General features: G+C 60.3%; 11 protein-coding genes and 1 tRNA gene. 4 read left to right on the plus strand and 8 right to left on the minus strand.

The window, feature by feature from the left end:
- The first annotated feature begins 71 nt into the window (after positions 1-71).
- Entirely contained in the window at positions 72-1457 is a 1386-nt protein-coding gene (locus ABMC88_RS15260) for an amidase family protein (RefSeq protein WP_349577765.1), read from the plus strand.
- Here ABMC88_RS15260 and ABMC88_RS15265 read toward each other — a convergent pair.
- The 4 genes from ABMC88_RS15265 to ABMC88_RS15280 form a co-directional block, all read right to left on the minus strand.
- Positions 1454-2464, minus strand: coding sequence for a cytochrome d ubiquinol oxidase subunit II (locus tag ABMC88_RS15265; RefSeq protein ID WP_349577766.1), 1011 nt, complete (start codon positions 2462-2464; stop codon positions 1454-1456). The genes ABMC88_RS15260 and ABMC88_RS15265 overlap by 4 nt on opposite strands.
- Positions 2465-2466: 2 nt before the next feature.
- A complete protein-coding gene (locus ABMC88_RS15270; protein WP_349577767.1) occupies positions 2467-3855 on the minus strand; it encodes a cytochrome ubiquinol oxidase subunit I in 1389 nt (462 codons plus the stop codon).
- Between the two features lie 215 nt (positions 3856-4070).
- Complete coding sequence (locus ABMC88_RS15275) at positions 4071-5624, minus strand: alanine/glycine:cation symporter family protein (protein ID WP_349577768.1); 1554 nt, start codon at positions 5622-5624, stop codon at positions 4071-4073.
- A 9-nt stretch (positions 5625-5633) separates the two neighbouring features.
- Positions 5634-6071 (minus strand): universal stress protein, encoded by a 438-nt coding sequence (locus tag ABMC88_RS15280; protein ID WP_349577769.1) that lies wholly within the window; start codon positions 6069-6071, stop codon positions 5634-5636.
- 564 nt (positions 6072-6635) lie between these two features.
- Between ABMC88_RS15280 and ABMC88_RS15285 the strand changes: the two genes are divergently transcribed.
- The gene (locus ABMC88_RS15285) at positions 6636-9176 is read left to right on the plus strand and encodes a calcium-binding protein (protein WP_349577770.1); all 2541 of its coding nucleotides are present in this window, start codon (positions 6636-6638) and stop codon (positions 9174-9176) included.
- A gap of 237 nt (positions 9177-9413) precedes the next feature.
- Here ABMC88_RS15285 and ABMC88_RS15290 read toward each other — a convergent pair.
- From ABMC88_RS15290 to ABMC88_RS15305, 4 genes are all read right to left on the minus strand, one after another.
- Positions 9414-9488 (minus strand) — tRNA-Gln (locus tag ABMC88_RS15290).
- Positions 9489-9562: 74 nt separating this feature from the next.
- Positions 9563-10885: a mechanosensitive ion channel domain-containing protein gene (locus ABMC88_RS15295; RefSeq protein WP_349577771.1), complete on the minus strand. Its 1323-nt coding sequence runs from the start codon at positions 10883-10885 to the stop codon at positions 9563-9565.
- A gap of 71 nt (positions 10886-10956) precedes the next feature.
- Positions 10957-11943, minus strand: coding sequence for an NADPH:quinone reductase (locus ABMC88_RS15300; RefSeq protein ID WP_349577772.1), 987 nt, complete (start codon positions 11941-11943; stop codon positions 10957-10959).
- 65 nt (positions 11944-12008) lie between these two features.
- Positions 12009-12569, minus strand: a complete 561-nt coding sequence (locus ABMC88_RS15305; RefSeq protein ID WP_349577773.1) for an SH3 domain-containing protein — start codon at positions 12567-12569, stop codon at positions 12009-12011.
- A 126-nt stretch (positions 12570-12695) separates the two neighbouring features.
- Here ABMC88_RS15305 and ABMC88_RS15310 point away from each other — a divergent pair, with 126 nt between their 5' ends.
- Both ABMC88_RS15310 and ggt read left to right on the plus strand, forming a co-directional pair.
- Positions 12696-13682, plus strand: coding sequence for a 2-hydroxyacid dehydrogenase (locus tag ABMC88_RS15310; protein ID WP_349577774.1), 987 nt, complete (start codon positions 12696-12698; stop codon positions 13680-13682).
- Between the two features lie 87 nt (positions 13683-13769).
- On the plus strand, positions 13770-15536 hold the full coding sequence (gene ggt, locus ABMC88_RS15315; RefSeq protein WP_349577818.1) for a gamma-glutamyltransferase: 1767 nt from the start codon (positions 13770-13772) through the stop codon (positions 15534-15536).
- Position 15537: the final 1 nt, after the last annotated feature.

The raw sequence follows: 15537 nt of genomic DNA on the forward strand, positions 1-15537 counted from the left end.
CGTTGTCTGTGGTATTGGACGGGGCGCTGTGATCCTGCCACACTGCGTACAACCCGTTCATGCAAGAGGCTATGATGACCGAGATTTGGCAAAAGACCGCAACCGAAATCGCCGCACTGGTACGCGCCAAAACGCTTTCGGCGGTGGAGGTGACACAAGCGCATCTGGACCGCATCGACAGCGTCAACGGGGCGATCAACGCCATCGTGCAGACTTTCCCTGATGAGGCGCTGGCACAGGCGCAGGCCGTGGATCAACGGATCGCACGAGGCGAGGACGCAGGCGTGCTGTGCGGTGTGCCTGTGACGACCAAGGTGAATGTGGACCAAAAAGGTCACGCCACGACCAACGGGTTGAAGCTGCAAAAAGACCTGATCGCGCCGGCGGATAACCCTGTGGTGGCAAACCTGCGGGCGGCGGGCGCGGTGATTGTGGGGCGCACCAACACGCCCGCCTTTTCGCTGCGCTGGTTCACCCGCAACGATCTGCACGGTCAAACGCTCAATCCGCGTGATGCGGGGCTGACGCCGGGTGGCTCGTCCGGGGGGGCGTCTGCGGCGGTGGCCAGTGGCATGTGCGCGGTGGGGCATGGCACGGACATCGCAGGCTCGATCCGCTATCCCGCCTATGCCTGCGGCCTGCACGGGTTGCGCCCGACATTTGGCCGCGTGCCCGCCTATAACGCCAGCGCCCCTGACCGCCATATCGGTGCGCAGCTGATGGCCGTCTCTGGCCCGATTACACGTAGCATCGACGATATCGAAGCTTCGCTGCTGGCGATGGCTGCCCCTGATTTTTGTGATCCGTGGTGGGTGCCCGCGCCCTATGATCAGGGCGCATTTCCCAAACGCGCCGCCCTTGTGGTGGCCCCCGATGGCATGCCCGTTGCGCCACAGGTCGAGGCGGCCTTGCGCGATGCCGCCGCCCGCTTGACCGCCGCAGGCTGGAGCGTGGAGGAAGTGCCATGCCCCTCCCTGCGCCCCGCCGCCCTGATTAATGAGCAGCTGTGGATGGCCGACATGCGCAGCGTAAACGCTGTGGTAGAGGCTGAGGGCGAGGCGGATTCGCAATTTGTCTTTGCCCAGATGAAAGCGCGGGTGCCAGAGACAGATGTGGATACACTGATGGGCGCGCTGCAGGGGCGGCTGCCGCTGATCCGCGAATGGCAGGCGTTTTTGCGAAACTACCCCGTGGTAATCTGCCCCGTCTCGGGCGAGCTGCCCTTTGCGCAACAGCTTGACGTGGAAGCGCCCGAGACCTTCACCCGCATCATGGAGGCGCAGCTGACCCAGCGGGCCTTGCCGGTGCTGGGCCTGCCTGCATTGGCTGTCGCTACCGGTGCGCAGGGCAATACGCCCGTCGGTGCCCAACTGGTCGCGGGGCGTTTTCGCGAAGATATTCTGATCGCCGCTGGCCGCGACATCGAAGCGGCAGGTACGGAGATCAGCGTGAGTTAGTCATAGCGCAGCGCCGTCGCCTTGCCGCGGAAGATGTAATAGGACAGCACTGTGTATCCCAGAATAGCGGGCAGCACGAAAAGCGTGCCCAGTAGGATGATGAACAGGCTTTCGGGGGCCGAGGCGGCCTCGTAAATCGTGATCTGTTCGGGGACTACATAAGGGTAGAACGAATAGGCCATGCCGCCGTAGGCCAGCGTAAACAGTGCAATCGCAGCGGCGAAGGGTGTCCATGACATGCGGTCCTCCGCCAGTGGCAAACGCGCCAACTGCCGCCACAGATAACCCACCAGCACCAGCGACAGGATCGGCAGCGGCGACAGATAGGCGAACGACGGATAGCTGAACCATTTGTCGAAGATACGCGTGCTGACAAATGGTGTCGCGAGCGAGATGGCGGCGATGCCCATCACCAGCCCCCACATGCCACCCTTTGCCCACCCGATGGCGCGTTCTTGCAACGCCCCTTCGGTCTTCCAGATTAGCCACGCCGCCCCGATAAAGCTGTAGCCCACGGTCAGGAACACCGCCGTCAGCAGGGCAAAACCCACATGCGGCAGGGTCCACGTCAGACCCATGATGTACATCCCCAGCATGAACCCTTGGGACAGTGAGGCCATCAGCGATCCCGCAAAGAAGGCCCCGTTCCACAGCGGTTTTTGTTTGAGCGGTGCTTTGGCCCGCATCTCGAACGAGACACCGCGCAGGATCAGGCCCACCAGCATCACGAACACCGGCAGATAAAGCGCCGTAAGGATCACCCCGTGCGCAGGCGGAAACGCCACCAGCAGCAGCCCCACAGCCAGCACCAGCCACGTCTCGTTCGCGTCCCAGAACGGCCCGATCGAGGCGACCAGCTTGTCCTTTTGGACATCATCCGCCAGCGGCATCAGCAGCCCGACCCCAAGGTCGAACCCGTCAAGCACCACATACATCAGGATCGACAGCCCCATCAGAGCGGCAAAGCTCCACGGGAGCCAGACGGCAGGGTCTCCGAAATATTCCATCACTATTCTCCGGGTACGAGGGCTTTGATGTTCGCCTCACCGCTGCGCGGGTAGGCGCGGGTGACCAACTGCTCACCCTTGGTCGCTTTGCGTGCCAGATAGGTAATGACCCCGATATAGGCGAGGATCAGTGCGCCATAGACAACCAGATAGCCGATGAGCGTGCTCAGAACCATTCCCGCAGGCACATCGCTGACGGCGTCCTTTGTGGACAGCACGCCTGATACCAACCACGGCTGGCGGCCGATCTCGGTGGTGTACCACCCTGCAAGGGTGGCGATCCAGCCGCTAAAGCTCATCGCGCAGAAGGCATACAGCGAAACCTTGGGCATATCGCCCGCGCCGTAACGGCGCAGCAGGTACACCCCGCCCCAAGACAGCAACAGCATCGCCATGCCTGTCCCGACCATGATGCGGAAGCTGTAGAACACAGGCGCCACGCGCGGGTGCAGCACCTCGCCGTCTTCGGTTACAAAATCGTTCAGCCCCGGCACCACGCCATCGGCCTTGTGGGTCAGGATCAGGGAGGCAAGATTGGGGATCGCAATCTCGTAGGTATTCTCACGCGCTGCTTCGTCGGGAATGGCGAACAGAACCAGCGGAGTATTGGGGCCCGTGTCCCAGTTCCCCTCCATCGCGGCGACCTTTGCAGGCTGGTGTTCCAGCGTGTTCAGGCCGTGAAAATCCCCCGCAAGGATTTGCAGCGGGATTAGTGCGGCACCCGCGATGATGCCCACCCGCAACGCCGCCTTCACGTCCTCGCCACGGTCGCCCCACAGTATCCGCAGGGCAGAGATGCCCGCGATCAGGAAGGCCACGGTGAGGCCGGAGGCCAGCATCATATGCACTAAGCGGTAGGGCATGGAGGGGTTGAAGATGATCTCGAACCAGTTGGTCGCATGCACGACACCGTCGATCAGCTCATAGCCCTGCGGGGTGTGCATCCATGAATTCAGCACGATGATCCAGAAGGTCGACATGGTTGTGCCGAAGGCCACAAGGAAGGTCGCCAGCGTATGCACCCAAGACTTCACCCGTGAGGCACCGAACAGCATGATTCCAAGGAACACGGCCTCAAGGAAAAAGGCGGTCATGATCTCATAGGCCAGCAGCGGCCCCGCGACATTGCCCACAGTCTCCATGAACCCCGGCCAGTTGGTGCCGAACTGGAAGGACATGGTAATGCCCGACACAACGCCCATGGCAAAAGACAGCGCAAAGATTTTCACCCAGAACATATAGGCGTGCATCCACTTCTTCTCACCCGTGGCGGTGAAGCGCAGCTTGAAAAACAACAACATCCACCCCAGTGCGATGGTGATCGTGGGGAACAGAATGTGAAACGATATGTTGGCGCCGAACTGGATGCGCGAAAGAAGAAGTGTGTCCACGGGGTGGGCTTGTCCTTTGCCTGTTTTGCTACAAAGGACATATCCCTTTTTTCCCGCCCGTTAAGGGCTGTGCGACAATAGGTGCCAAGGGGGGGAAGGACGCGGTTTCCACAACAATCACTTGCCGTGACGGTGCTATGAATGCGTCACATCATGACTCGCCCGAAGGGGCCGAAGTTGCCCTGACGCAAAACTGCTGCGTCGGGGCGTTTGTATTAATGGTTGAACTTCTTGATCTCACCGCTGTCGAGACGTGCGGCATAGGATGCCAGTTCGGTCTTGACCAGTTTCATCAGGAAATACAGGCAGAAGATATTGACCACGGCCATGGCAAAGATCGCCGCATCCGAGAAGTCGATGACCGGACCAAGAGAGGCCGCCGCACCGATCACGATGAACACGCAGAAGATCACCTTGAACACCAGCTCGGAGGTTTTGCCTTCGCCGAACAGGTAGGTCCACGCCTTGAGGCCGTAATAGCTCCACGAGATCATGGTCGAGAAGGCGAACAGAACGACTGCAATTGCCAGAACGAACGGGAACCAGCTGATGCCCGATCCGAACGCCGCCGAGGTCAATGAGACGCCAGAGTTGCCGTCGACTGTGGCGATGGCTGTACCAGCCTCGTTCAGCATGTAGTTGCCCGTTGCGGGATCAATGATCAACTGCTGCGAGATCACGATGACCAGCGCGGTCATGGTGCAGATCACAACAGTGTCGATCAGCGGCTCCAGCAAGGAAACGAAGCCTTCGGTGATCGGCTCGTTTGTGCGCACCGCAGAGTGTGCGATAGCCGCCGAACCGACGCCCGCTTCGTTCGAGAACGCAGCCCGCTTGAACCCTTGGATCAACGCGCCGACAAAGCCGCCTGCAACGCCGAGGCCCGTAAACGCACCGGCAAAGATTTGGCCGAAGGCCCAACCGATCATGTCGTAGTTCACGATCAGGATGATCGCCGCCGCACCAACATACAGGATGCCCATGATCGGCACGACTTTTTCGGTCACGTTGGCGATGGATTTGATCCCGCCCACGATGACGGCAAAGACAACCGCGGCAAAGATGATGCCCGTGATCCAGCCGGGATAGTCACCGACAATGCCTGAAATCTGCGCGTGCGCCTGATTGGCCTGAAACATGTTCCCGCCGCCCAAAGCGCCAAGAATACAGAAGACCGAAAACAGCACCGCAAGGATTTTACCACCGGGCAGGCCCAGCTCGTCAAACCCTTTGGAGATATAGTACATCGGCCCCCCCGAAACAGAGCCGTCAGGATATTCATTGCGGTATTTTACGCCCAGCGTACATTCGGTAAACTTGGACGCCATGCCCAAAAGACCCGCAAGGATCATCCAGAACGTGGCCCCCGGCCCCCCGATACCGACCGCCACGGCAACACCAGCAATGTTGCCAAGGCCAACGGTACCCGACAGCGCAGTTGCCAGCGCTTGAAAATGGCTCACCTCGCCCGCGTCATTGGGGTCGGAGTAGTCGCCTTTGACCAGATGGATCGCGTGTTTGAAAAAGCGAAACTGCACAAAGCCGAAGTAGATGGTGAAAATCGTCGCCGCGACAACCAACCACAGAACGATCCATGGAAAGTTCGTGCCGGGCAGCGACATAAAGATAAAGTTCACGAACCAGCCCGTTGAAGCCGCGAATGCGTCGTTTACTTTCTGGTCCAGCGTCATCGCCTCTTGGGCCAGCGCCGAGGTGGCAAGCGATGACATCAGCCCCGCAGCCCCCAGTGTTTTGTAAGTCGTGTTCATACTATCCCCCTATCCGACAACTGTGACAGGCACGTCCGCGTGCATCACAAGGTTCTGGGTCGAGCTGCCGAACAGCCGCTTTGCAAACCCGTCCGACGAGGCCCGCCCGACGATAATTTGCGCGCCGCCGTTTTCGACCGTCAGCTTGTTCAGTGTCTCGGCCACGTCGCCGTGGCGCACCATGCCGCTGGCGTTGAAACCCGCCGCTTTCAGCGCGGTCACCGCAGGCTCTACGATGCGCGAGGTCGCAAGTGCGATCTCCTCTTCGCGGCGCTTGTGGCGCTGGGCGTTTTCTTCGGCCGTCTGGAAGGTGAATGGCGACCATTCTATCACATAAATCGCCAGCAGCTCGCAGGTTTCCATCTTCGAGGCCAGTTCCTTGGCGAAGGCAAGCGCGCGTTCTCCGGTGTCTGTCCCGTCCAGTCCAATGACTATCTTGATTGTCATTCGTTCCTCCGTTTTTTTGAGTATGATGCACCGCAGCGGGGGTGGCCCCATTGGCGGCACAGAACCATCCGGCACGTCTGTCAGGTGCGCTTGGGTCCCTGTCATTAGTGTAGGGATATGCCTTGGCGATTGGGTCTTATTTTTGATAAATTTTAGGGTAATGTACTTTAAATGGGTAATTTTGCAGCGGAATGAACTTTTGAGCGGGTGTTTTTCCGCGCTTCATCCCTGATCGTTGGAGTTGAACCTGCGCCATATGTGGCCCCGAACGCTCCGCACCAACAGGCTGCACGGGCCTTGTTTACGGAAGGGGCCGAGACAGAGCGCCGCTTTGGCATCGCCGGGGATACAGTCAACATCTTGTAAGGGCCGTGAGGCGGCAGGCGCTTGGCGACGCAATTCGCCGCGCCCACTATTCCAACTCTGCTTGTAAATGAGGGCTAGGAAAGCCTGCCTATACAACTGGGACGAACTTTGGTTCTATATCCCCAAGGCATGCGAATTTCCGCCTGACGCGATGTATTGTACCATCGCGGCCCCCCTATTTTATCAAAGGAACTTCCAATGACGAATATCACAGTAAGCACAAATGGCGGCCTTGGCACGGGGACGGCAGACGGGGACATTATTCTGGCGCAGTCGGCGTTCTTTACTGGCAACCACACGGTCATCGCAGGTGCGGGGAACGATGTTGTGGTGGGCGATATTGATCTGGTTTTTGTAGATGATGACGCGGGCAACAATACAATCGCCACCGCTGCGGACATTAACGACACCTACCTGTGGTCAACCCAACCCAACCCTTTGGTCGAGGACGACAGCATTCCCTATATGACAGTTCTCGGGCAGGGCGCAGGCGAGTACGATGTGTTTGCCGTCGACGTGTTCATGGGGCAAACGCTTACCGCTGATATTGATTTCGGGCACAGCCAATATGGCGGACCCTCCTTTGACAGCGCGCTGACGCTGTTTGATGCGTCGGGCAATGTCCTTGCCTCGAATGATGACACCTTTGAGGGGGGCGGTGGATTGGGCAGTAGTGGCGCGCTGGACGCGTTTCTGAACTGGGAAAATACAACAGGTTTGTATCAAACCGTCTACATCCGTGTGGAGCAGTCGGGCGCTGCGCCAATTGCCTCGGGCGCCACCTATATGTTGGGCGTGTCGGTTACAGGGCACGGGAATGACAACTTTGCGGTGCAGGGCAATGACAGTATTCTGGGCGAGGCAGGCAGCGACTTTTTGATCGGGAACGGCGGCAACGATGTGTTGCGCGGCGGTGACGGTAATGATGCCTTGCTGGGCGGGGATGATATCGACCTGCTATATGGCGATGCCGGTATAGACTTTCTCGACGGTGGTGCAGGCGGGGACAGCCTGAGCGGTGGGGACGGCAATGATGTTCTGCGCGGCGGAGAAGGCAACGATACACTGCTCGGCGGAAACGATGATGACGCGCTGCTTGGCGAAGACGGCGATGACACGATCTATGGCGGGTTTGGCGATGACACGCTTGCGGGCGGCGATGACGACGGCGCAGATGTAATGGCTGGAGAATCTGGAAACGACATTCTGGAGGGTGGCGGCGGAGCGGATCTTTTGTCTGGGGGGGATGGCAATGACACGCTTGACGGGGGCGCAGGAAACGACAGCCTCTATGGTAACGACGGCGGCAATGATCTGAGCGGCGGTGCAGGCAATGACGCGCTGTATGGCGGGGACGCCAGTGATGTGATCCGCGGCGGTGACGGCAACGACCGCTTGTTTGCCTATAACGGCGATGATGTGCTGGAGGGCGGCGCGGGCAATGACACGCTGTATGCCGGAAACATGGGATATGACACGATTTCGGGGGATGCAGGTGACGACTTGATCTATAACCGCTCTGGTCCCTTTGGCACCCATGACATCAGCGGTGGCGCGGGCAACGATACGGTCGATACATTCCACGTTGGCAACATCATTGATCTGGGCGCGGGCGATGACGTGTTCCGGTTCAGCGGCACAGGCAACCTTGATCTGGGGGAAACCGACGGCGGCGCTGGACGCGATACGTTCCAATACGGCACCGCCACGGGGCAACTGGTGAATCTGCAAACGGGCGCGGTCAATGGCGTCGCGGATGTCCTGCTGAACTTCGAGAATTTTGCGGGCAATACCATTGGCGGGAACGATACCGTGACCGCGGCTGATGTCGGCTCCCTGCTGGATAGTGGTGCGGGCAATGACGTTTTGATCGGTGGCATCGGCGCGGATACGTTGTTGGGGGGCAAGGGCACGGATGATATTGTCGGCCAGGACGGAGACGACAGCATTACAGGAGGCACGGACAACGATACCCTGCGTGGCAATATCGGGAATGACACGCTGCTGGGCCAAGCCAATGCAGACCGGTTGTTCGGCGGGCAGAACGATGATCTCGTCTTGGGGGGGGCGGGTTTTGATGCGGTGGATGGCGGTGACGGGAACGATACCGTCGATGGCGGCACAGGCAATGACACCGTGGCGGGTGGCAACGGAAATGACCGCGTGCTGGGGGCTGCGGGTTCTGACATGATGACGGGTGGCGGCGGCGCTGACACCATGTCGGGCGGCACGGGCGCTGACACCCTAGGGGGCGGCACAGGCGCTGACAGCATTGATGGTGGTTTGGGCAATGATCTGGTCTATGCAGGTGGCGCAAATGACATCGTTCTGGGCAATGCCGGATCTGACGTGCTGTATGGCGAGGGCGGCAATGACACGTTGCAGGGTCAGGGCGGCAACGACCGCCTTGAGGGCGATGACGGGTCCGACGTTTTGTCAGGCGGCGTGAACAGCGACACACTGATCGGCGGCGCGGGCAATGACATGCTTGACGGGGGAACAGGCGCGGACACCTTTGTTTTCAGCGCCGCAAACGGGGCCGATATCGTTGCCGATTTCCAACCCAACATCGACATCCTTGATTTCTCGGACGTCATGGCGATCAACGACTTTGCCGATTTCACATCAGCGGCAAACGATGTGGGAGGGGATGTGGTGATCTCGTTGGGGGCGGCAGGGCAGGTCACGCTGCTTGGTGTTCAAGAGGCCCAGATCGACGCGGGTGATCTTATCTTCTGATGCGACTACGCACGCCGCGAAGATCACAAAGACATAGTGGAACAAAAACAGGTCGGCCCGATTCGGGGCGGCCTCTCGTGCGTTGGTGTTGGAGGATTGCGCAAGGCTTGTTCCAGGCGACGGGCACGTGCCGATCAGCGACCTGCCTGAATGACCAAGACAACGATTTCAGAAATACCGTTGGAAAACACGCAGTCTAAGGTATCAAAATGAACTATTTAGATATCTTAGACTGCGTGGCTGGGATGGTAGGATTCGAACCTACGATCCTCTGTACCAAAAACAGATGCCTTACCACTTGGCCACATCCCAACGTAGGCGGTTAGATAGGGCCGATTGCTGTGGGGTGCAAGCCTTTATCGTTCAGAAATCTACCAAATTTGCTGTTATTCCTGTTCGGCGTTTTCACGCAGCAGATCTGCATGCTCTTCTGCACGCTCAAGTTCCACAATTTCTTCGAGTTGCTTGTCCTCGACCGCGTCAACATCCTGCACAGGTGAGGGGGGAACAACGGGGCCCTCATAGGCCACCTCGGGCGTGGGTTGCGTCATTTGCGGTGTGCCGGTCGCCCCTTCGTGCAAAAGGCGGTAGGCGGGGGCCTGCGCGGACATATCCGCTGTATCATAAGCGGCTTGCACCATGCGTATCGCTTCGGAGCGGGCCAGCACCACGCTGGTGTCATTCTGGTTGATCCACGCGGCCATGCCCATCGTGACCCAACTGTCGCCGACCTCCTCGATCCAGACGGATGCTTTGGGTGTGCTCAAAACAAACGGCAACGCGTCGAGCGTGTTGGCGGCCAGTGTCTGCGCGTGGGCCAGATCGGCGTCGGGGGCTACGCCTGCCTGAAAGGTGAACCGCCGCTCGGCGTTGCGCGAAAAGTTGACGATACGGCTTTTGAAGACGGTCGAATTGGGGATGCGGATGTGGTTGCCATCAAAGCTGAGCAATATGGTCGCCCGCGAGGTAAGGCGGATGACTTTGCCGGTGTCGCCCTCGATCTCGATCGTGTCATTGGGGCGGAAGGGCTGGCGAATCGACAGCATGATCGAGGCGATGAAGTTCTCGACCGTGTCACGCACAGCAAAACCGATAGCGAGGCCAACGATCCCCGCAGCACCCAGAATACCCGACAGCAACGCGGTAGCGTTCAGAATATCCAGCGCGACAACCAGCCCGCCGATAACAAAGACCAACCGCAGCACCTGACGGAAGATGTCGGCGATAAAGGCATTCGGGGCCAGACGGTCCCACGGCTGTTTGCGCCGTGCGATGGCAAAGCCCGCGATGACAATGATGACAAACAGCGACACCGCGACCAGCACCAGCGGCAGTAGCGCGATGAATTGCTGCATACGGGCAAGGAGCCGCTCAACGGCGGGGTTCAGGCGCTGCACCACATCGGTGGTTTGGGCCACTTCGTTTTCGATGGCGACAACGCCTTCAACGCGGCCGACCAAATCGTTCAGACGCAAGGCCGTTTCCGTGTCCAGCGTGCTGCCGCGCAGGGTAACGATGCCCGACGAGACAGAGACAGTGACATCACCGTAGCCTTCCAACTCTCCCATGATGTCGCGGATGCGGATGGCAATGCTGGCGTCTTGTGTCGCACTATCCGAAAGGGTGATGGTGCCCGACGGCTGGTCCGCAGTCTGCGCCACGGCCCCAAGGGGCAGCATCAGGCACAGCAAGAAAGCAAAAATGCGCATGTGAAATCTCTGGATTGAATTCTCGTTTATATATTGGAGGATTCTATGCCCACACGCGCATCTTTGCAAATCTAGTCACAGCTAAGCAGGATCGCCCCCGCGCGGCCGCCTGCCGTTACGGCGTCATGTGCCGCGGCACAGTCGGCCAATGGATAGATCGCGGCGACAGGGCAGGTCAGCGCACCAGCCTCTAGGGCGGCGTGCAGGCGGGCAATCCGCTCGGTTCGCTCAGACAGGGGCAGCAGGTAGATCAGAATGATGTCGATGGTCACAGCCTTGAACAGCAGCGGGCGGAACGGCAGCACAGGCATCATATCGAGCTGCGAGCCATAGGCGGCGATTGTCCCGTTTGCCTTGATCACGGTGGCGTTCGTGTCGATGTTTACGCCAAACTCGACCTCCAGCACACGGTCAACCAAAGCGCCGTTGTTCGCGGCAAGGATGTCCTGCGCCAATGTCTCCGAGCGGTAGTCCAGCACGCAATGCGCGCCCGCCGCCTCGACCCGCGCACGGTCCCGTTCGCTACAGGTGGCGATGACATGCGCACCACCCCAGACGGCCAGTTGCACGGCCAGATACCCCACGGTGCCCCCGCCGCCCGCAATGAGCAGCGTTTGCCCCGTCACATCACCCGGGCCAAACACCGCCTCGGCTGCGGTCAGGCCCGGAATGCCAAGGATAGCCCCTGTCTCAAGGCTGACGCTGTCGGGCAATGCCACGGCCTGTTCGGCGGGCAGGGTGATGTGGGTAGAAGCCGTGCCGAAGGCGCGTTGCCACTGGCCGTTCCAGATCCAGGCGCGGGTGCCGATGCGGGCGGGGTCCACGCCTGCGCCCACGGCCTCTATGGTGCCTGCGCCATCGCTGTGCGGGATGACTTGGGCAAAGGCCGGTTTCGCCACACCGGGCGCACCTGCGCGGGATTTGGTGTCAGAGGGGTTTACGCCGGACAGGGCCATGCGCACGGTGACTTCACCTGGCGCGGGGGCGGGCGTGTCGATATCAGACAGGCTCAGCACATCGGCGGCAGGGCCGAAACGGTCGTAAGAAACGGATTTCATCGGGCAGGGTCCTTTGTCAGATCAGCGCAGAGCCGCAGCATGATCCAAAGGACGGGCAGGTTCAATCAGTCAAATTCTTCCAAAGCGCGCACACCCCAAAGCCGCGCCTTGGGCGCCCAGCCTTTAAACCCGCCAGAGCGTAGCAGGCACCATTCTTGTGCGCATTCGCTGACGCGGGCAACCACGCCCAATTCCAGCGCCGCCGTTACGGGCGCTTTGGCCATCGGGCGGGCGTGTAGGGTCAGCATGTCTTTTTCAATCAGCACGGTGCGGGTGCCTGACAGCAGGGAATAGTGGACCCAGCCGCCCATGCCGTCGCGGTCTTCGACGCGGCGCCAGTGGCCATGCTCGGCTGTGATGCGCAGCGGCATGTCGCGGCGTTTGAAAACCCAATCGATGCGGTGCGACAGGGACGGACCACGGCGCACGTTGCCCTCGGATGCTTTCATCGAGACATAGCGCGGGATCGGGCGTTTTGTGACTTTTCCCATCGCTTTGATCTGAACGGGTTTGGCCGAGCTGTCCGACCCCGCTGCCAAAACGGGCGTGGCGAAGCTGGTTGTCAAGATAAGGGCTGTCGCGCCAAGGAGGCCTGCGCCAAGACGGCGCATACGGGATGTGTTCATGGGGTGCTGCCTGCACTGAATTGTTATTTGTCTTGCTCTGATGCGGCGCGGGGTTCTTGTGCCTCGTCGCTGCTTGGGCCACCATGCCAGTCAGGGGTGGACCCTGCCAAGCACGGAGAATGAGTTATGCCAAAACAACAGCTGAGTGTTGTAGTCACGCGACGGTTACCTGAGGTGGTCGAGACCCGTATGGCAGAGTTATTCAATGTGACCCTGCGCGAGACGGACGCGCCGATGACCCGTGCCGAGCTGGTCGAGGCGGTCAAGACCTGTGATGTGCTGGTGCCTACGATCACCGACGCAATTGACGCAGGCCTGTTGGCGCAAGCGGGGGAGCGCCTGAAGCTGATTGCGAATTACGGCGCGGGGGTTGATCATATCGACGTGGCCACTGCGCGGCAAAAGGGGGTGTTGGTGTCCAACACGCCCGGCGTTCTGACCGATGATACGGCAGACATGACCATGGCGCTGATGCTGGCGGTGACGCGGCGGATGCCCGAAGGTATGGCCAAGATGCAAAAGGGCCAGTGGGACGGCTGGGCCCCCAATGCTTTGCTGGGCGGGCGGATCGCGGGCCGCCGCTTGGGTATTTTGGGAATGGGCCAGATTGGTCAGGCTGTTGCGCGGCGGGCTTCTGCCTTCGGGATGCAGATCCATTATCACAACCGCCGCCGCCTGCGCTCCGAGGTGGAGGCCGATTTGCAGGCGACCTATTGGGAGAGCCTTGACCAGATGGTGGCGCGGATGGACGTGATCTCGGTCAATTGTCCGCATACGCCGTCCACCTTCCATCTGATGAATGCGCGGCGGTTGAAGCTGATGAAACCAGATGCGGTGATTGTGAATACCTCCCGCGGGGAAGTCATCGACGAGAACGCGCTGACCCGCATGTTGCGGGCGGGCGAGTTGAAGGGCGCGGGGTTGGATGTGTACGAGCACGGAGTTGAGATAAACCCGCGCCTGCGCGAGCTCGATAGCGTAGTGTTGCTGCCGCATATGGGATCGGCGACGTTGGAAGGGCGGATGGAGATGGGCGAGAAGGTGATCATCAATATCAAGACGTTTGATGACGGCCACCGGCCCCCCGATCAGGTTGTGCCTGCGATGCTGTAAACGGGTCTGTCGGCGTTTTTAGGGTCATGCGGGATTGAGTTTAAGGGCAAAATAAAGAAGCGATTGGAGAGCGGTGTGCATAGATTGATGGCGATGTGCCTGGCGGTAATGGCGCAGGGGGCTGTGGCGCAGCAGGCGGCGGATGCGGTTGACCCGGAAGCGGCTGGTGTTGGCGTGTTCGAGAGTCTGTCGCCAGAGGTTTCGGCATCGCTTGCGTTAAAGGGTGCGGGCGCACCCGTAGAGGCGTCGCAGTGGATGGTTGCGGCTGCGAACCCGCATGCGGTGCAGGCTGGCGCCGATGTTTTGGCCGCCGGGGGGACGGCGGCGGATGCTTTGGTTGCTGTGCAGGTGATGCTGGGGCTGGTTGAGCCGCAAAGCTCGGGTCTTGGGGGTGGCGCGTTTCTGGTGTGGTATGATGCGGAACGCGGGGCGTTGACCACGTATGACGGGCGCGAAACAGCGCCATTGGCGGCAACGCCGCGGTTGTTTCAGGACGCGACAGGCGCGCCGCTGCGGTTCTTTGATGCGGTTGTGGGCGGGCGCTCTGTTGGTACGCCTGGAACGCCCGCGTTGCTGGCGCAGGTGCATGAGCGGTATGGCCGCCATGCGTGGGCCGATTTGTTAGAGCCTGCGCGCAAGCTGGCGGCGGCGGGGTTTTCTGTCAGCCCCAGACTGGCGCAGCTGGTGGCCAATGATGCAGAACGGTTGGCGGCGTCGGACATCACGGCGGAGTATTTTCTGCCCGCAGGTGTGCCCGTCGCGGCGGGCGACAGGTTGGTGAATTTGCCCTATGCGCACACGCTTGAGGTTTTGGCCCAGCAGGGGATGGGCGCGTTCTATGCGGGTGATTTGGCAAAAAGCATTGTGGCAACCGTGCAGGGGGCAAAGGACAATCCGGGCGTTTTGTCGGAGGTCGATCTGGCGATCTACCGCGTGAAAGAGCGGCCAGCGGTTTGTGCAGCCTATCGTGCGCATGAGGTATGTGGCATGGGGCCGCCTTCGTCCGGCGCGATTGCGGTGGGGCAGACCTTGGGCATGTTGCAGGGCTATGATCTGAGCGCGGGACCAAGTGATGTGACGGTACGCCGTTTGATCGGCGACGCGGCGCGGCTGGCTTTTGCGGATCGTGGGCGGTTTGTGGCGGACAGTGACTTTGTGCCTGTGCCTGTAGAAGGGATGTTGGAGCCGTCCTATCTGGCGCAGCGGGGTGCGTTGCTGGCGGGCGACCGTGCGCTGGAGGAGGTTTCGGCGGGATCGCCTGCGTTTGACCATGCGCTCAATTGGGCAGACGGGGAAGCGATCGAGCTGCCTTCAACCTCGCATATCTCGATCGTGGACAGCTATGGCAATGTGGCCTCGATGACGACCACGATCGAGAACGGCTTTGGCAGTCGTTTGATGGTGGGGGGATTCCTTCTCAATAACGAGCTGACGGATTTTTCGTTTCGCAGCCACCGCGAGGGTGTGCCGATTGCCAATCGGGTGGAGCCGGGCAAACGGCCGCGGTCTTCTATGTCGCCGACAATTGTGATGAAGGACGGTGCGCCCGTGATTGTGGCGGGCTCGCCGGGGGGCAGCCGGATCATCGGTTATACCACGCAGGCGATTATCGCGATGATTGACTGGGGGATGGACCCGCAACAGGCCGCAACATTGCCCCATGCGGTGAACCGTTTTGGCACTTATGATCTGGAGGCGGGGACGTCGGCGGAGGCTTTGGCCGATGGCCTTGGTGCAGTCGGGTATGAGACAAATGCGCGGGCGTTGACGTCGGGTCTTCATCTTATCGCGATTGGTGATAGGCTGCGCGGCGGTGCGGATCCGCGCCGTGAAGGCATTGTGTTGGGAGAGTAGA

This window comes from Sulfitobacter aquimarinus (assembly GCF_040149565.1).
GTDB lineage: Bacteria > Pseudomonadota > Alphaproteobacteria > Rhodobacterales > Rhodobacteraceae > Sulfitobacter > Sulfitobacter aquimarinus.